Annotated in this window: 12 protein-coding genes; 6 read left to right on the top strand and 6 right to left on the bottom strand. The window is 51.0% G+C overall.

The window, feature by feature from the left end:
* The first annotated feature begins 337 nt into the window (after positions 1-337).
* A complete protein-coding gene (locus CSR04_RS15910; RefSeq protein WP_102797287.1) occupies positions 338-2,596 on the top strand; it encodes a TonB-dependent receptor in 2,259 nt (752 codons plus the stop codon).
* Positions 2,597-2,706: 110 nt separating this feature from the next.
* Entirely contained in the window at positions 2,707-3,726 is a 1,020-nt protein-coding gene (locus tag CSR04_RS15905; RefSeq protein WP_102797286.1) for a LacI family DNA-binding transcriptional regulator, read from the top strand.
* A gap of 56 nt (positions 3,727-3,782) precedes the next feature.
* Here the strand turns inward: CSR04_RS15905 and CSR04_RS15900 are convergent, their stop codons facing one another.
* From CSR04_RS15900 to CSR04_RS15890, 3 genes are all read right to left on the bottom strand, one after another.
* The gene (locus tag CSR04_RS15900) at positions 3,783-4,649 is read right to left on the bottom strand and encodes a hypothetical protein (RefSeq protein ID WP_102797285.1); all 867 of its coding nucleotides are present in this window, start codon (positions 4,647-4,649) and stop codon (positions 3,783-3,785) included.
* 105 nt (positions 4,650-4,754) lie between these two features.
* Positions 4,755-5,426: a beta-phosphoglucomutase gene (gene pgmB / locus CSR04_RS15895; protein ID WP_102797284.1), complete on the bottom strand. Its 672-nt coding sequence runs from the start codon at positions 5,424-5,426 to the stop codon at positions 4,755-4,757.
* Positions 5,423-7,759: a glycoside hydrolase family 65 protein gene (locus CSR04_RS15890; RefSeq protein WP_102797283.1), complete on the bottom strand. Its 2,337-nt coding sequence runs from the start codon at positions 7,757-7,759 to the stop codon at positions 5,423-5,425. Before CSR04_RS15890 ends, pgmB begins: the two co-directional genes overlap by 4 nt.
* A 138-nt stretch (positions 7,760-7,897) precedes the next feature.
* On the opposite strand from CSR04_RS15890, the gene CSR04_RS15885 reads away from it, so the two are divergent.
* A complete protein-coding gene (locus CSR04_RS15885; RefSeq protein WP_102797282.1) occupies positions 7,898-9,169 on the top strand; it encodes an MFS transporter in 1,272 nt (423 codons plus the stop codon).
* On the opposite strand, the gene CSR04_RS15880 is transcribed toward CSR04_RS15885, so the two are convergent.
* Positions 9,138-11,120 (bottom strand): methyl-accepting chemotaxis protein, encoded by a 1,983-nt coding sequence (locus CSR04_RS15880; protein ID WP_102797281.1) that lies wholly within the window; start codon positions 11,118-11,120, stop codon positions 9,138-9,140. The genes CSR04_RS15885 and CSR04_RS15880 overlap by 32 nt on opposite strands.
* Before the next feature lie 118 nt (positions 11,121-11,238).
* Positions 11,239-12,600: a magnesium transporter gene (mgtE, locus tag CSR04_RS15875; RefSeq protein ID WP_245921670.1), complete on the bottom strand. Its 1,362-nt coding sequence runs from the start codon at positions 12,598-12,600 to the stop codon at positions 11,239-11,241.
* A gap of 334 nt (positions 12,601-12,934) precedes the next feature.
* Between mgtE and CSR04_RS15870 the strand changes: the two genes are divergently transcribed.
* A complete protein-coding gene (locus CSR04_RS15870) occupies positions 12,935-15,385 on the top strand; it encodes a DUF3857 domain-containing protein (protein ID WP_102797280.1) in 2,451 nt (816 codons plus the stop codon).
* Positions 15,386-15,421: 36 nt separating this feature from the next.
* Here CSR04_RS15870 and CSR04_RS15865 read toward each other — a convergent pair whose 3' ends face one another.
* Positions 15,422-16,555 (bottom strand): hypothetical protein, encoded by a 1,134-nt coding sequence (locus CSR04_RS15865; RefSeq protein WP_102797279.1) that lies wholly within the window; start codon positions 16,553-16,555, stop codon positions 15,422-15,424.
* 231 nt (positions 16,556-16,786) lie between these two features.
* On the opposite strand from CSR04_RS15865, the gene CSR04_RS15860 reads away from it, so the two are divergent.
* The gene (locus CSR04_RS15860; RefSeq protein WP_102797331.1) at positions 16,787-17,701 is read left to right on the top strand and encodes an AEC family transporter; all 915 of its coding nucleotides are present in this window, start codon (positions 16,787-16,789) and stop codon (positions 17,699-17,701) included.
* The gene (locus CSR04_RS15855) at positions 17,701-18,165 is read left to right on the top strand and encodes a GNAT family N-acetyltransferase (protein ID WP_102797278.1); all 465 of its coding nucleotides are present in this window, start codon (positions 17,701-17,703) and stop codon (positions 18,163-18,165) included. The genes CSR04_RS15860 and CSR04_RS15855 overlap by 1 nt, the downstream gene beginning before the upstream one ends.
* The last annotated feature ends 37 nt before the right edge of the window (positions 18,166-18,202 follow it).

Genomic DNA, 18,202 nt, shown 5'->3' with positions numbered 1-18,202 from the left:
GCCAAAGCAACACTTTGCAGCCATTGAATCTGTTTACTCCTAAGCTGATCACGCCAAATGCAATCGTTTCCATTCTGATGGAGCAATTCTTGCTGCTAAAACGGCCTGTTCGACGATAATTTTGCCAATTATTGTAACTAATTTGTAACTGAAACAGCAGTGAAAACCTTAAATTAACATTTTTTACACAAAATTCAGCCTTGATTATTGCAATCGATTGCAATTCGATCTACTTTTAAGCTATCTCAGCTCACACAGTGGCTGACAAGGTGGCTACAAACTCCCTGTCAGACCAGATAAAAGCTAACTAAGTCAAAAAGATAACTGGGGACCAGCAATGAAAAGCAATAAACTCATCCTGGCTTTAGCCGTTTCCACCGCCCTGAGCGGTCATGCCTGGGGGCAGGAAACACCTGATAATAAAGAACAGGCCAAGGATTTTGAGCAAATCGTGGTAACAGGTACACCCACCGGCACCGCTGTGCGTAAAGTAGATGCCGGCTTTGCCATAACCAACCTGTCGGCCGAAGCCATTAAGAAGCTGGCCCCTAAGAGTACCGCAGACTTATTTAAGGCTGTGCCCGGCGTCTGGTCTGAGAGTTCCGGCGGGGTATCCGGGGCCAATGTGTTTGTGCGCGGTTTCCCTGGTACCGGAGATGCCCCGTTTCTGACCGTGCAAATGGAAGGGGCGCCCTTGTATCAGCCGCCAACCCTGTCATTCCTGGAAAACTCCACGCTGTTTCGTATGGATGAAACTGTGGCTTATATGGAAGGCCTGCGTGGTGGTACTAACCCGGTGATCTCAAACGGCCAGCCCGGCCTGACCACCAACTTCCTGCTGAAAGAAGGTTCGGATATTACCGAAGGGGTATTTAAATACAGCACCTCAGATTATGACCTGCAACGTGTGGATGCCATGGTCAGCGGCGCCATCTCGGACGGTCTTTATTATATGGTGGGTGGTTATGTTTCCAGTTCGCCGGGTATTCGCGATGCCGGATTCAATTCCGAGAAGGGCCATCAGTTCACTATCAATATCACTAAAGAACTGGATAACGGCAAAATGAACTTCTACACCCGGGTCACAGATGACCATGGTGTCTGGTATTTGCCCACCCCGCTGGTGGATGGGGTAGACAACCAATATACCCAAATTGGTACCCTTAACCGGCAGGCCAGCATTCAATATGGCCCTGAAGGCAGTAGCACCCAGGCCTTTGACTTTGGTAATGGTCGGGGCTGGGACGGTTCGGTGTCCGGCGGTAAAATCCAACTGGAATTTGCCGATGGCTGGCAGTTCTCGGACCGCTTTAATTTTACCAAGGGCGATGCGAATACTTATGGTTTAGTACCTGAAGGTGCACCCACTACTTTGGCTGCGGTAGCGGATAACGGTGAAAGTGCTACCGGTGCGGTGACCGGCAAAACCTATGCAGGCAACACCTTGGTGCAACAGATTGGCCGCTGGGTGGTGTTGAAAGAGATTGAGTCTTTTACCAACGACTTGTCGCTGACCAAACAAATCGACGCCCTGAAGGTGACATTCGGCCTGTATACCTCCAACTTTGAAGCCAAAGACTGGTGGTCAATTGGTAATCAGTCATATCATGTGGTGGCGCCGGGCGGCGAGAATCTGACCGGCATAGATTGTAACGATAATGATGACAGCTGCACTTGGAACTACGATATTAATGCCACGGGTGACGGCTCCACCCGAGCGTTTTATACCGCCTTTGAATATAAGGCCACTGATGATCTGACCCTGGATTTGGGTATTCGCCGTGAAAATCACAAGATTGACTATTCGGTGGATGAAGATCTGGACGGCACTATCAACAAGCCAGTGCAATACGATGAGGACACCACGTCCTGGACGGCTGGGGCCAATTACATGCTCACTGACAATTCCGGTATTTTTGCCCGCGTCAATGACGGCAGTAAAATGCCTTACTTCGATGATTTTCGTGACAACTATGGGCAGTATGAAATCGGCAATGACCTGATCTTCGATGTCACCCAGTATGAGCTGGGTTATAAGCTGGCCGCTGATAATTACAGCCTGTATGCCACGGCTTTCTTTAACGAAGTGGAAAGCAGCACGGTAACCCGTCCGGGTGAACCGGCCACCTTGTCGGTAAACGAAGCAAAAGGGATTGAGCTGGACGGTAATTACACCTTTGATTTTGGCCTGAACCTGAATCTAAACGCCACGATTCAAAGCACGGAAATTACCAAAAGCGCTGATGTGGATTTGGTGGGTAACGAGTCGCAGCGTCAGCCTGGCTGGCAGTTCCGTCTGACCCCAAGCTACGATGTTGAACTGGCTGGCGGCAATTTTGTGACGCTGTATGGTACTCTGACGTCAGTAGATGACCGCTGGATCAGTAACGAGAATCTAGGCGAGTTGGACGGTTATACCAAGATTGATCTGGGCGCATACTGGGAGGTGACAGACCAATTGAATGTGCGCCTGTCGGTGGACAACCTGACCGATAAAGACGGGCTGACCGAGGGGGATCCCCGCAACCCCACGGCACCTAATGGCCGTTACATTATGCCAAGGTCAATGAACCTGAGCATCGGCTACAACTTCTGAAGTCGTTGATAGAAATAACAAAAGGTGGCAGCTCGCAGCCACCTTTCGCTTTTCCACCGGTGGGGCAATTTGATAACCTTGCCCCAACACCCATCTGAATAAGCTGATCCATGACGCGCGCCAAAAGCATTGCCGATATTGCCAAACTCCTTGGCGTTTCCGAGTCCACCGTTTCCCGCGCGCTGAATGACAACCCGCTGATTGCCGAAAAAACCCGGCATAAGATTCAGCAAGTGGCCCGTGAACATAATTTTAAGATCAATGCTAAAGCCCGGGCATTGCGTACCCAGAAAACCATGGTGATTGCCGTGGTGGTGTTGTTCAAAGAGCGCACCGAACAGGGTATTTCTGATCCCTGGCTGTTGGATATGCTGGGTGCCATTGCCGATGAACTGACTCGTCATGGTTACGACATGTTGCTGTCTAATACCCGCACCGCCTCAGACGATTGGCGCGACTACTACTTCGATTCCAAACGTGCCGACGGCCTGATTGTCATCGGGCAGGGGGAGCATGATGCGCGCATTGATCGTTTGGCCGAACAGGATTGTCCTTTTGTGGTGTGGGGGGCAATGTTACCGGACAGTCAGTATTGTACCGTTGGTAGCGACAATAAGATGGGCGCCTTTCTGGCCGTTAACCATTTACTTAACCAGGGCTGCCGGCGTATTGCCTTTCTGGGCGACACCAGTCACAGCGAAATGGAGCAGCGCTGGCAGGGCTATTGTCTGGCCCTGCAGCAAGCCGGTATCCAGGTGGATGAATCGCTCAGACTGGAAACCGATTTCACCAGCGAAGCGGGTTATCGCAGTGCAACCCGCCTGTTGGAAAATGGCGCAGGGGACGTGGACGGTATTTTTGCGGTTAGCGATGTGATTGCGCTGGGTGCAATGAAAAAGCTGATTGAAGCGGGCAGACACATCCCTGCAGATATCGCCATGGTTGGGTTTGACGATGTGGCCTTGTCGATGTTCTGCCATCCTTCACTCACCACTATCCGGCAGCAGACGCTGGAAGGGGGCAAATTGCTGGTGCGTAAATTGTTAGACAAACTGGCCGGTAAAACCGTGCGTTCACAAGTCATGGATGTGCAGCTTGTGGTGCGTGAATCCAGCCGCAAAGCACTTTGATCTGTATTGGCGCAAAACCAGTTGGAGTTATGCTTACCGTTGCGAATCTTGCTCTTTCATCGGGCATAGCTTACAGAGGGCTGGCTTGAAAAGGTTGTGCCATACACTTTGTCGTAATAGCGGGTAAGCTCTGCATGCAAGGAAACATCAAACCAATTCAGATGACTTTGCAGATACGCAGAAGTCTGAGACAAAACGGCAATACGCTTGGACAGGACGCCCGCAGCATAGCGCCCGGTTTCACTGTTGGAGCACAAGATAAAACCAATATTATAAGCCGGCGTTTCCTTCAGGCTGAAACTTTGGCTTGTTGTCTGGCCTGATTGCCCGGCATAGAGTTGATATATATTGGGGAATTCCAGTAAAGCATCAATACGCTCTGACCTAAGCATGGCAATGACACCGGCGCCCATGTCTGTGCCCGCCCGCCGATAGAGTAAATCAGATGTCAGAAACGGCCGCAGTGCCTGGTCTACCGCTCCACCATAGGAACGACCTTCCACAATACCCAGTTTAAAAGCGGCTCCTTGTTCTGTCAGCAGATCAACAATGGATAGCCCTTGAGTTGTGGCTTTGTGCAGAATTTGGGGAAATCGTGCGGCAGTATCGCGCACATATAAGCGCAGCCCCAGCACCACCACCTGAGGAAGCTGGGTTGCCACGCTGAATTCCTGGCGGGCTGGCGTGTAAATTCTGTCACCCACACAAATATCATCGCGTTGCGCCAGAAGCTTTATGGCCCGCTGTGGATTGCTGATTTCGATGCGCACTTGCAAATCCGGCAAGTCCTGTAAAATCAGATCGCGGGTTTGCTCATCCAGTCGTACTTGCTTGTCAAAACCCGGTGCGGCATCCGCCAACCAGGTAATGCTTTGCCCCCAGCCCGAAAAAGACACCAACAGAAATAGCCACCACAACTTCAACGCGTTATTCCCGGTTAACAAATGGCCGCGGATTCTACGTTATGTAGTCTGGTAGAACAATATTTGTGCAGATATAGTGCTGAAATTGACCCTGACCAATTATCCTTAGCCTGTAGTCGGAGCTTTACGCCCAAGCATCAACACCTCATCGAGATCCAGTTGGCCTATCTGTGCATAGACCAGATTGGCGTCTTTAAGCAGCTGTTTTTCACCTATGCCCACAGCGTACATACCGGCGTCGAGAATGCTTTGCAGGCCAGCCAGCGAATCTTCCACCCCGACACAATGTTGCGCTGGTATACCAAGCGCCTTAGCCACGGTCAGAAAGATTTCCGGATGGGGTTTGCCTTGCCTTATGGCGGCGGCGTCGGCTACGTAGTCAAATGCTGCGCTGATTCCCAGCTTATTCAGCACCATGGCAGCATTCTTACTGGCTGACGCCAGGCCTATGGCGATTCCCGCCTGTTTCAAGCGGTTGAACAGCGGGTGAACACCGTCAAATAAATCGGCTTGGCTGATATTTTCAATCAGTTGCTGGTAATGTGTGTTCTTTGCTTTTGCCAGCATGTCCTTTTCATCGCCGGGGAGCTGCAGGCCACCTTTATCCAGAATAAACTGTAATGATCCCATACGGTCGACGCCTTTGAGTTGTTCGTTGTCTTGCCGGTCAAAGGGCACACCAAGCTTGTGTGCCAGGGCTGACCAAGCAAGGAAGTGGTACTCAGCGGTATCGGTTAACACCCCGTCCAGGTCAAAAATTACGGCTTGGATACTCATAACTGCACCTTTGCGACATGCAGGGTTTGGTTGCTGCTTAGGGTGAGTTCCTGCTGGTGATGGCGGATGCTGAGCGCTGCACCTTGCTTGAGAAGATAGCGCACGCCGTCTTTGGCTACAGAAACCTGTAAGTGCCGCCCCTGGTATTGCAGATTGAAGCTGTAACTGTCCCAGTGGGCAGGTAAATGCGGTGTGAAGGCCAGCTCATCCGGGCGTATCCTCAGCCCGGCAAAGCCCTGCACAATGCTCATCCAGGAGCCTGCCATACACGCAGTATGGATACCGTACTCAGTGTTCCCATGACGGTTATCTATGTCCATACGCACGCTGTCATGAAAAAATTCATAGGCGCGCTGATACTGACCGGTTTCAGCAAACTCAATGCTATGAATGCAACTGGACAAGGTGGAATCATGGGTAGTGAGCGGCTCATAGTACGACAGATTCCTGGCCTTTTGCTGCTGGTCAAAGGCGTCATCCAGTAAAAACATGGCCAGCACCACATCGGCTTGTTTTAACACCTGGTGGCGATAAATCACCAGGGGATGGTAATGCAGCAGCAAAGGGTATTTGTCTGCGGGAGTGTTGGCAAAGTCCCAGGGCTTTTTATCCAGAAAGCTGTCATCCTGGGCATGGATGCCGAGCTCTGCATCATAAGGCAGATACATATTGTCTGCCGCTTTTGCCCAGCTTGAGATCTCGGCGTCATTCAAGCCAATACTTTTGCATAACAATTGGTAAGCAGGACGATTTTTGTCCTGGAACTTAGCGGCAATTTGTACCGCAAAGCGCAGATGTGCCTGGGCCATAGCATTGGTGTAGAAGTTGTTGCTGACAATGGCGGTATATTCATCCGGCCCGGTCACTCCGTCGATACAGAAGCGACCTTGTTTTTGCCGGTTAAAATGCCCCAGACTAAGCCACAGCCTGGCGGTTTCAAACAACATTTCTGCGCCCATATCCTGCATAAAGGCCCAGTCTGCCGTGGCGGTAAAATAGCTGCGAATGGCATGGGCAATGGCGGCGTTAATGTGATACTGCGCGGTGCCTGCCGGGAAAAAGGCCGAACATTCGTCGCCGCCAATGGTGCGCCAGGGGTAAAGCGCACCAAGGGAATGGGACATTTGCCGGGCACGCTGACGGGCTGCATCCAAAGTGCGATAGCGGAATGTCAGGCACTGTTTGGTTAGCTCCGGGTTAGTGGCGGTCATCACCGACAGAATATAAATTTCGGTGTCCCAGAAATAATGACCATCATAACCGTGTCCGGTCAGCCCTTTTGCCCCCATATTGCAGTGGCCGTTCTTGCCAATGGACATAAATAAATGCAGTAGATTAAAACGCATGCCTTGCTGCAATGCCGGGTCACCATTGATCTGCACATCGCTATTTTGCCAGAACTCGGCTACCTGATGCTGATGCTCGGCCAGCATCTGGTCCCAGCCCATGGTTCTGGCCTGTTGCAACTTATTCTGGCAAGAAAGGAGTAGCTCACCGAACGCCATTTGCTGGTCATGTTGGTAGCAGATAAATTTATCCACGATCAGCTTAACGCCTTGCTCCAGCTTAAACCGCCACTGCTGGCCAACTTGTTTATCGCTGTTGATGTGCGAGATATTGTCGACCGGCTGTGACGCACTGACAGTGGTGGCTGAAGCAATACGGAAGGGGCCGTCTTTTACCTGATGCAGCATCCAGGCTTGTTCATCGGTGCTCTGTTGCTGGTGTAGCATCAGACTGTCATCCAGACTGAGCACGCCTACTCTGGGATCATCCTTATTGGGGCTGAACTGATAAGCGGCATCCAGCAGGCTGCTGAGATCAACGTCACCACTGAAATTCTGCGCCACAATTTCCATGCGCTGACAGATTAAATTCGGCTGACTGAGTGACGCGAAACGGCTGGTGGTCAGCAGAATTTGCTTGCCTGTTGGACTTTGCCAATGCATTTGCCGGTGTAAACTGGCGGAGCTAAAATCCAGCCAGCGTTTACCTGCTGTGGCATCAGACAGATTGACCAGCTGATTGTCCAACCTTAACTGCATTATCTTGCCATTGGGGACCTGCTGCATTTTCTGGTTGTGGCTGGCATAGCCATAGGCCACCTCACCATAGGTGATTTTCTCGCTATGGTAGACGCCGTTTAAATAGGAGCCTTCGCAGCTTTGCTGGCCTGGTTGTGGCCCTTCTTCCATAGTACCCCGGGTACCCAGATAACCATTGGCCAATGCAAACAAGGTTTCTTCCAACATTGCTTGTTCAGGTATCAACCGGTCAGTTTCAAGTTGCCAGGGCTGAGGGGTGAAAAGCAGGTGTTTGGGTGAAACGTTCATAGCAGCGATAAACCTTGGAATGAGGAGCAATAGTGACAAGGTTAGCTGTTTTTGCAATCGATTGCAATTGTGTTAAATTTAGGTAAACTCAAATAGGTCGGGGCAATACTGCCTGTCTTTATCAGCACGGAGATACAGATGATTAGCAACAGTGTCAGAGTAAAATATTCCCTCATGCTGACCTACTTCCTGTTTGCTATTTTGCTCAACAGTGTGGGCACTGTGATATTGCAGGTGATCAACGGTTATGGGGTCAGTAAAGAGGCTGCCAGTGTGCTGGAAGGCTTTAAGGATCTGCCAATTGCACTGGTGTCTTTTATGCTGGCGGCTTACTTGCCCAGGTTTGGCTATCGTAACGCCATGATGCTGGGGACCCTGCTGGTCACCGGGGTTAGCCTGTTAATGCCTCTGCTGCCGGTATTCTGGATGACCAAAGTGCTGTTTTTCTGTGTCGGCAGTGCCTTTGGGTTGGTCAAAGTGTCGTTGTATTCCACTGTGGGGCTTATCAGTGACGATAAGCAGCAGCACGCATCCATTATGAATACCATTGAAGGGATTTTTATGGTGGGGGTGTTGTCTGGTTACTGGTTGTTTGGTGCCTTTATCGATGGTGATGATCCTGCTTCAAGCAACTGGCTGAACGTTTACTGGTGTCTGGCCTTGTTGGGCGGGCTGAATTTCCTGTTGCTGTGGCGCACACCATTTGCCAACCCTGTCCCTCAGCAGAGCAGCCGGCCCATGGAGGATTTTCTGGCCATGCTGAAATTAGCCCTTAAACCGCTGGTGTTGGTATTTGTACTATCTGCTTTTCTATATGTATTGATTGAACAAGGGCTGGGCACCTGGCTTCCCACCTTTAATAACCAGGTTCTGCACTTACCCGCCGATATGAGCGTGCAGGCGACCAGTATTTTTGCCGCCTGTCTGGCCATAGGCAGACTGGGCGCCGGGGTATTGATGACCCGAATCAACTGGTATGTGTTGCTGAATATTTGTCTGCTGGCGATGGCGGCATTGGTGCTGGTTTCCATGCCTCTGGCCAATCTGGCCATGCCGCAGGCACAGATGAGTTGGGGTAATGCGCCGCTGGCGGCCTTTGTTTTTCCATTGATTGGCTTGTTTATGGCACCCATCTACCCGGCTATCAATTCTATTATGTTGTCATCTTTGCCCAAAATCCAACATGCCGCGATGACTGGGTTGATAGTGATTTTCTCGGCGCTGGGCGGCACCACAGGTTCAATGATTACCGGACTGGTGTTTGGCAGCTTTAGTGGACAAACGGCATTTTATTTGTCGCTTATCCCCATCGCTGCCATCTTAATAACTCTGTTCTATTTCCGCCAGGGTACCCTGCAGCAGAGCCCTGCAGCCCCCATCAGGGATGGCTCAGCTCATACAGGCGGGTAGACAAGGCGGTCGACGAGCGACTCAACTCGCTTAGCGCCGTGGCATCGCGGGAGTTCATCTCATTACTCTCGCGAATGCCCTCGGCCAGGCGGTGAATTTCATTCGCCACTTTGGCCTGTTCGCTGGCGGCGGTAGCGATCTGCGAGGTGCTGTCGCTGATGCCCCCGAATGCTTCGACAATCTCATTAAAGCCAGCGATCACCTTATTGGAACGCTCAACAGTTTGTTCCGACAGGGATTGTGAGCTGAGGATAATATCCACGCCTTGCTTGGCTGAACTTTGTAGCTGGGCAATCATATTCTCTATTTCATTGGCAGAGGACTGTGAGCGTCCTGCCAGGGTACGTACCTCGTCGGCTACCACAGCAAAGCCGCGCCCTTGTTCCCCGGCTCTGGCCGCTTCAATGGCAGCATTTAACGCCAACAGGTTGGTTTGCTCTGATATGCCTTTGATTACATCCAGCACCGCGCCCATTTGCTGGGCATCACCGGACAGGCGGTTAATGATGTCAGCGGTTTGCTGTAACACACCGGCCAGTTCCTGATTGGCCTGGTTGTTGGCCACCACATCCTGCAAACGCCGTTTTACCAAGCCTTGTGAGTCATCCACCGTGTCGGAGGTGGTACGGGTATTATTGGCCACTTCTGCTGCACTACTGGCCATCTGATTAATGGCGGCGGCCAGCATATTGTTTTCACTAAGTTGATGTTCTGCACGGTCTTTGAGATCGTGAGCCATGCTGCTTAGTTCTTCGGCTCGTTGCTTGGATTCTGCCGCCTCAGCGGCGATTTGGCGCAGCAAACCATTAAGGTGCTCGCCATAATTATTCACCGCCTGTTTCAACAGGCCTATTTCGTCCAGCTTATCAATACTCAGAGTGGCCGACGCACCGCCCCGTATCAGCCGTTGTATCTGTTCGGTGGTTTCATTAACCCACCCCAGCACCTTGTTAGCATAGAAAATCAGTAAACCAACAAACAAGGCGATGAGTGGCAAAAGGGTGCCATACAGGCTGAAACTCAGGTGACTAACCGGCTCCTGTACCACCTGACTGGGTAATACCAGGCCCATCTTCATGCCTTCCTGCGGCAATGACTGTAGGGCCAGCAGGCTGGTGTCGCCCTGAACCACGCCTTCAGGCAAAGAACTGATGCTTTTCCCCTGACTAATAGCCTCCAGCAATGGGCGCAAACTTTTGTCCTGACCGGCAACCTGTTGAAGATTTTGCATATCCAGGCGCTGGTCGCGAATATCCGGGAAACTGATGATCTGATCATTGGCACCCAGCAAGAATATATAGCCGCCGGATGCTTTGTTTTGGGTGCGGAACAAGTCAGCTAAACCGGATAGCACCAGATCGACCGTGGCTACCCCCCAGAATTTGCCCTGGCGTTTAATGGCAACCGTGCAGGTTACCATAGCCACACCGCTGGCCGCATCCTCATAAGCTTCAGACCAGCCACACTGGCCAGCTTTTAACTGCTTACCAGCCTGATACCAGCTTTCATTGTGGTAGCCGTTGCCACTGGGGTCGTTGTAATCATCGGATTTGACCAGACGGCCACTATTGTCACGGGCCCAGAAAAAGGAGTATCGGGACTGACTGGCATTAAAGGCATTGGGTTCTGGCCAGATACCGCCGCCGGCAATATTGGCGTTGCCGAATTGGTTGATTAGAACCGGCATCAGGCTGTTGAACTGAGCGTCATCCAGCGGCAGATGTTGCGCCAAAGCGGCCAGGTTCTGGGTGAGAATAGCACCCTGATTCAGTTCATTGCGCAACTGCGCCGCGCTGTCTGACACCCTGACCAGGGCTTCTTGTTCAACTTCCTGTTGAATAATGGGCAGCGCCAGCCATTGCATTACCAGGTAGATTACTACTAAGGCGGCACCCAGTAAGCCGGCCCCCAGATAACTGGCCTTGGTCTTTATCATCAGATCTTTTGCCATGCGTCTATCTCACTGTTATTGGTAAGGAAGTTCAGCCTCCTTAGGATAGACCAAGATAACGACAAAAAGCCTTTAACCGCAAAAAAATTATGGCTTTTCAGATGCTTCCGTTACAGCATCAGGGCATCATCAACAACGTGGCGGTGCCTAAAAAGGCAAAAATACCGACCACATCCGTGATGGTGGTGAGAATAACCGAACCGGCCAGCGCCGGATCGATTTTCAGGCGTTTCATCAAAAGTGGCAGCGTTGCGCCAGCAAGTCCTGCCGCCAGCATATTGATCATCATGGCAAAGGCGATAATGCCGCCCAGGGTCAGATCCTGTTTCCAGATGGCCACTACACCGGCAATCAGTACAGCCCAGATAATGCCGTTCAGTGCACCAATGGCCAGTTCCTTACTCACCAGCCAACGGCTGTTACTGGGACTGACATGGCCCAGCGCCATGCCCCGAATAACCAGCGTTAATGTCTGGTTACCGGCCACGCCACCCATACTGGGCACAATGGTATTGAGAATAGCCAGCACGGCCAGTTGACTCAGGGTGGCTTCGAATAAATCGCTGACCATCGCCGCCAGTAATGCCGTGACCAGATTAACCCCCAGCCAGATAGAGCGTCGGCCGGTACTTTTCATTACCGGCGCGAAGGTATCTTCCTCGTCATCCAAACCGGCCATGCTCATCATGCTGTGTTCGGCTTCTTCACGGATGATATCCACCACATCGTCGATGGTGATTCTGCCCAGTAGCCTGTCTTCGCCATCCACCACAGGAGCAGAAATCCAGTTGTAGCGCTCGAACAGTTTAGCTACTTCACCCTCGGGCATGTCCACTGGAATGGTTTCGGCGTCTTCATCCATCAATTCCTCCACCGTCATATCTGAGGTGGCGGTCAGCAGGCGGATCACCGGCACAATCCCAATAAGTTTGTCGTGACGATTCACCACATAGAAGGCATCGGTGTCTTCCGGCACTTCTCCTTTTAAACGCAGATAGCGCAGGATCACATCGACGGTCACTTCCGGGCGCAGGGTGATGGTGTCGGTATTCATAATAAAACCGGCGGTACCCTCACCGAAAGACAGTGCCTGTTCGGCCCTGACCCTGTCCTGTTCATCCATGGAGTGCAGTACCTGCTGGAAAATGGTATCCGGCAGACCGCGCAAAAGCTCGGCCAAATCATCGGTGTCCATATCTTCCAGGGCGTCCGCGAGTTTTTCCGGTACCATCTGGCGGATGATGCCGTTGCGCACATCTTCGGACAGCTCTTCCAGCACATCACCGTGGAATTCAGGGTCTATAAGTTGCCAGAGCACGGCTCGGCTCTTGGCTGGCGTGGACTCCAGCATAAAAGCCACATCCGGCGCTGGCATATGATGGAGCATCTTGCGCACGTGCACATACATGCCGCTGGACAGGGCGTCATTAATAGCCTGTAGCTGCTGGTATGAGGATTGTGATTCGAATGCCGGTTCCAACTTAGCTCGGGCCCTTGTGCAACTTATTGATTTTCTGTTGTTAGTTTAGTGGAAGACGAACAGCAGATCAGCAGGAATCTTATCGCAAGATGAAGTTAAGTGTTCTTACCGGACAAACTGTTGGTAAGATAAAATGATCATCAAATCTGCTATTAACATTTAATGCAAGGACGCGCTTGTGAACGCTACTCGCTTTAGAACCTCTCTGCTCATTTTGCTATTGGTGTGTTGGGCGTTCTCATCCTATGCATCACCGAACGATGAATACCGGGTTGCTGCGCAGCCTGACTGGGCGGTTCCAGCTTCCATTCCTGCCTTAGAGTCTGTTGAAATAATGAATAATTTCAATGGTATAGCTCATTTGCTGGTAGACAGGCAATGGAAAATTCAAGAGACACAACAGAGTCGTTTTGAACACTTCGCCGAGCAGGCCCTGAATGCCGAGGGACTGGGATATATTTCCAATATCGAAATCGATTTTGACCCCAGCTATGAGCAGGTTATTTTGCATGATGTCGAGGTGATTCGCAGCGGCGTATCTGAACCTCGTCTGCCTCGCGCCAGAATTAGCCTGTTGCAATTAGAAACGCAACGAGAGTATCAAATTTACAATGGGCGCAAGACTTTAAGCTTGGTACTGGATGATGTTCGGGTTGGCGACGTGGTTCACTACAGTTACAGCGTGGTAGGTGTTAACCCGGTGTATGCCGGACATTTTTCCAATCAGCTTGCACTGGGCTGGCGGGTACCTGCGGCGTTAGTCAATTACAGATTGGTGTGGCAAGAAAACAGGCCTTTATATATTCAGAATCACCTCACTGATATCGAACCCAGCATTGAGACGCACAACGGCACCAGCGTTTATCATTGGCAACAAGCCATGCTGGAAGAAATAGAATGGGAAGACAACATCCCTGGCTGGTATGACCCTTTTCCGTTTGTCCAGGTGAGTGACTATGCCAGTTGGCAGGATGTGGTGGAGTGGGCGATACCTTTGTTTCAATCCAGGCCACAAGAAATGGCGACGGTGATTGATGAGATTCGCAGCACACACCACTCGGTTGAAGAGCAGTTGTTGTCTGCGCTGAGATTTTCCCAGGAGAGCATTCGCTATCTGGGAATCGAGATGGGTATTCACTCCCATCAACCTCATAGCCCGGCACAGGTGCTGTTGCAACGATATGGAGATTGCAAGGACAAAGCCTTACTGCTGGTGAGTATTCTCAATGGTTTAGGTATTGAAGCAAACGTCGCCCTGGTGAATACCCAGAGTGGTCTGGCCCTACCTGACAGCCTGCCAACGCCATTGAGATTCAATCATGCCATTGTAAGAGCAAAGCTGCATAACCAAACCTACTGGTTAGATGCCACTCGAACTTACCAAAGTGGCAATCTGGCTCATTTGTATCAGGCTGACTTTGACTATGCCTTGGTTATTGCAAAAGACACTGCGAATTTACAAAACATGTCGGCAGATATCCTGCAGGTGCATCGTAAGAAAGTCGTTGAATATGTTGACTTGCGCACATCTCATGATGAGGCCACGTATGAAGTGACCACCAGTTATGACGGCTTTTATGCCGATCAGTTCAGAGAGCAACTGGCCGGGTCTAATCTTAAAACCATGCAGCAGAACTATCTTGAGTACACGCAAAAGTACTTTGAAAATGCCAAGGTTTCCGCTGATCTGACAGTATATGATGACGATGGCTTAAATCGTATTACCGTTACTGAAAACTATGTTGTGTCCCCCATATGGCAGGCCGAGGCTGGTTCTGACTTTGTAAGCGTCAATTTTGAGCCTTTTCTGATGGATGACCATTTGCTCAGAGTTGAAAAAAAAGCCCGCCGCTATCCGATGTCTTTCTCTCATCCGGTTGAATTCACACATATTACCCGAATCAAAATGCCGGCAGACTCCAATTTTGCTGATGAGCAGGTGAATGTAAAAGACAAGGCTTTTGACTACAGCAAGGTGGTGCGATTTGATGGTGAAACCTTGGAGCTGGCGTATTCATATGGTTCGAAAAAGTCGGTGATAGAGCCCGAGTATTACTCGGACTACGCGAAGAATATTGGGGCCGCTCATGAAGAGGGCTTTTACCAGATTCAGAAAGTCGACCCGGCTTTGAACTTTGGTACCTACCAATTTGCAGTGAAAGACATTAACTGGCCGGTAATATTATTACTACTCGTTAGTTTGCTGGTTTGTGTGTGGCTGAGTATCAAAGTTATCCGTTATGATCCCCCCGTGAAGCCATACCACCCCGAGGTATTTTGTTCATCTGGCATTGGTGGGTGGCTGATTCTGCCGATGTTGGGTCTGTTAATTACCCCGCTTGCCTTGGTTTTTCAAAGCCGGGATCTCTGGTATCTGGCGTCAGCGAAACAGTGGGCAGTTATATCTCAGCACTACGATTTTCCGATGATGACGCTGCTGTGCGTCGAGTTGTTTACCAATGTCATGTTGCTGGTCGGGACAATAACCGTTTTATGGTTGTTTTTTAAACGCAGGCAAACTCTGCCCAAAGTCTATGTAATGTATAAAGCCGCTATGTTGCTGATTATCGGGATAGATCTCTACCTGACCTCTGTACTTGGCGGGCCTGACTTCGCAGTGGAGGCTGCAGAGGTCACTGAATGGTTGTCAATGCTGGTCACCAGCCTAATCTGGATTAGCTATTTCCTGGTATCTAAACGTGTGAAAGTCACCTTTATTCGTAGGTACAATTCTGCACAGACTGAAGCGTCCACGCCTGAGGTGGCTGCTGAGGGGGCGAACTAGCGGCATCCAGATGCAATGCCGCAAGCTGAATAATGATTACTGTGGTATGCGATGTCGACAGGCTTTGCGACTGGACCTGCATAATGGGTCACCCTGATTTGGTGATTGCGTCAGCAATACCGCACGCATTTGGTTGTTGACCAGTGCGGTGGCGGCAATCTGGCCATAATTGTTGATATCTTCAGCACTGATCAATGGCCATTGGCTACTAACCAGCGTATTGAGGTCAATCAGCTTACCCTGTAATACGATAATCGCCCTGGCATGGCCGTCTTCATCCCAGGCCTGGCCGACTGCCACGCCTTGATCATTAATCCCGCGTAGCGATGAGGCGCTGTAATTTTTCAGGGTACCCAGCTCAAGGGTCTGCATTTCACCGCCCAGCAGAGGAAGCCACAGAGCTGCCAGGGGCGGACGATGTGGCCCGGAGGCTAACTCACCCGCTACCATACCCAGGTTGTTAATATCTTTGGCTTCGGACCATACTTCACTTTGGTCCGATAACTGGCTGACGACATGATGCTGATAGAGCAGCGCAGAATTTGGCCGAAAACTGTAGGGCCTGTATTGATATCCCACCAGATTGCCACTGTCGTTTATGCCTAAACCTCGGCGGTAGTATTCCTTGTCCATTGCATGCAATTGCATTTCCTTGCCATGCCAGACGGTCAGATTCTGCTGGCCCTGCTCATCATAGCTCCAACCCACAATTTCGCCCTGGCGGTTAATATCTTCCGCCTGACCTCCACCGTTTTCATGTGCTACTGCCAGCAAAGTCAGGCCTTGTTTGTCGCCTTTAATGGGGCGGGTGATCGAACCGCTTAGTGGGTAGTAGTCGGTTTCATAGCCGACCATAATGCCGTCGTCATTGATCTCTACCACATAGGTCCTTTCAGCGTCGGGATGTGCATGCCCTAAGTCTTGCATCTGACCTTGCTGCCAGACAAAACCATAGCGACATGGCGCGTTCTGCTCACTGGCAAGACATTCCGGCCGGTTGTTGCGGGTTGACCAACCCACCACCTGGCCCAGATCGTTCAGGCCCATGGCTTGAGACTCTGCACCACCCAGGGTGCCTAAATCCGTTAACTGGTAAGCTGGCAACGGTGCGGCCTGGCTTAAATCTGCCAGCAACAGACAAAGTCCGGCAATCAGCTTGGCTGTTTTCATAAGCTTACTTCCTGTAATGGTGCTAAGGGGGAGTGATTGCCGCCAAATTATCGCCAGTTCTTTCCAAGCACAACCCGTGATTACAAATTAATACTTAATTTTCAAATATTTAACTATTTTGAGAAACAGGGCATTTTGGCGGTCACTCTTGCTATTCGCCTAAAGTCGGTTGGCCTCAGCACTAAAAGCGGGCTAGAGTCGCCTCATGTTGGCTTGATATATATGCTTTGCATGGAAAGTTTTGCCCTGGTCTTGATTTACCTGTTAATCGGCAGTCAGCTTCGCCGTCTGCCGCAGTTTCCTGCCGACACAGGTATGGTGCTGAACCAGTACGTACTTTACGTGGCCTTGCCTGCTCTGGTGTTGCAAAAAATCCCATTGATGACGTTTTCTGCCCAGTTGTGGATGCCGGCAGTACTGCCCTGGATCATTTTGTTAATAGTGGCCACACTGGTGTTGTTGGTGGGTAAGATAATGAAATGGGACCGGCATTTAATCGCTGCGCTATTGGTGGTATTGCCGCTGGGGAATACGTCCTTTCTGGGCTTTCCCATGGTCGAGGCCTTTTTTGGCGAGCAGGCTATGCCCTATGCGATTATTTACGATCAGCTTGGTTCGTTTCTGGCCCTGGCCACTTATGCCACCCTGCTCTGTGCCTGGTACAACCCGCAGGCCAGCGCGCCTTCTGCCGGTCAGATGGCCAGACGGGTGCTACTGTTTCCCTCCTTTATTGCCTTATTGCTGGCGTTGCTGCTCAAAGACTGGCCTTATCCTGAATTTATGCAGCGCCTGCTGGATAGTCTGGCTGCTACTCTGGTGCCTGTGATCATGGTGGCGGTGGGCTTTCAGTTTCGCCTCAAACTGGATGGCAAAGAAGCCCTGCCGCTGGGATTTGCGTTGATGGTTAAATTAGTGCTGATGCCCGCCATTGCCCTGATCCTGCTCTTGCCGTTGCAGCCTGATGGTCTGTTGTTGCAGGTCGGTGTATTTCAGGCGGCAATGCCACCTATGGTATCGGCTGGCGCGCTGGCCATAGGCGCCGCATTAGCCCCCAGATTTGTGGCCGCGTTGGTGGGGTTGGGTTTGGTGCTTAGCTTTATCACTCTGCCGTCCTGGTATTGGCTGTTGCAGCAGGTGGTATCCTGATGTCATTTGTGCTCAGAGCCGCCAAAGTCGAAGAGGCGCAGTCGCTGTCTGTTTTAGCACTGCGCTCTAAAGCCTATTGGGCCTATTCTGCAGATTTTATGGCCGCTGTGGCCGACGAATTAACGCTATCCTGCCAGCAATTACTGAGTGAGCAGTGGGCCTGCCAGGTTGCTGAAGGCAAAGATATTGTACTGGGCTATGCGCTGATTGATAAAACCCATGCCGGGCAATGGCAATTGGACGCCTTATTTGTCGAGCCGCAAGCAATAGGGCAGGGGGTAGGGCGGGCGCTGATGGACTGGGTGAAACAACACATGGCGGAACACAATATAACCAGCTTAATTATTCAGAGTGATCCGCACGCCGAAATGTTCTATCTGGCGATGGGGGCTAAACGGATCGGCGAGTTACCCTCGGCCAGTATCGCAGGGCGAATGTTGCCTTTGCTTGAGTTGGCTGTTTAACCTTTTATCCAGGCATCTGAGCTTAGCAGTGCCACAT

Origin of the sequence: Bowmanella denitrificans (genome assembly GCF_002887595.1) — a bacterium.
Classification (GTDB): Bacteria; Pseudomonadota; Gammaproteobacteria; order Enterobacterales; family Alteromonadaceae; genus Bowmanella; species Bowmanella denitrificans.
Note: the sequence above shows the minus strand (reverse complement) of the source record. Positions and strands in the feature narration are given on the sequence as shown.

Bases quoted from the DNA above. Each gene is read 5' to 3' on its own strand.
- CSR04_RS15910 (WP_102797287.1), top strand. From the start codon at position 338: ATGAAAAGCAATAAACTCATCCTGGCTTTAGCCGTTTCCACCGCCCTG.
- CSR04_RS15905 (WP_102797286.1), top strand. From the start codon at position 2,707: ATGACGCGCGCCAAAAGCATTGCCGATATTGCCAAACTCCTTGGCGTT.
- pgmB (WP_102797284.1), bottom strand. From the start codon at position 5,426: ATGAGTATCCAAGCCGTAATTTTTGACCTGGACGGGGTGTTAACCGAT.
- CSR04_RS15890 (WP_102797283.1), bottom strand. From the start codon at position 7,759: ATGAACGTTTCACCCAAACACCTGCTTTTCACCCCTCAGCCCTGGCAA.
- CSR04_RS15885 (WP_102797282.1), top strand. From the start codon at position 7,898: ATGATTAGCAACAGTGTCAGAGTAAAATATTCCCTCATGCTGACCTAC.
- CSR04_RS15880 (WP_102797281.1), bottom strand. From the start codon at position 11,120: ATGGCAAAAGATCTGATGATAAAGACCAAGGCCAGTTATCTGGGGGCC.
- CSR04_RS15870 (WP_102797280.1), top strand. From the start codon at position 12,935: ATGAATAATTTCAATGGTATAGCTCATTTGCTGGTAGACAGGCAATGG.
- CSR04_RS15865 (WP_102797279.1), bottom strand. From the start codon at position 16,555: ATGAAAACAGCCAAGCTGATTGCCGGACTTTGTCTGTTGCTGGCAGAT.
- CSR04_RS15860 (WP_102797331.1), top strand. From the start codon at position 16,787: ATGGAAAGTTTTGCCCTGGTCTTGATTTACCTGTTAATCGGCAGTCAG.
- CSR04_RS15855 (WP_102797278.1), top strand. From the start codon at position 17,701: ATGTCATTTGTGCTCAGAGCCGCCAAAGTCGAAGAGGCGCAGTCGCTG.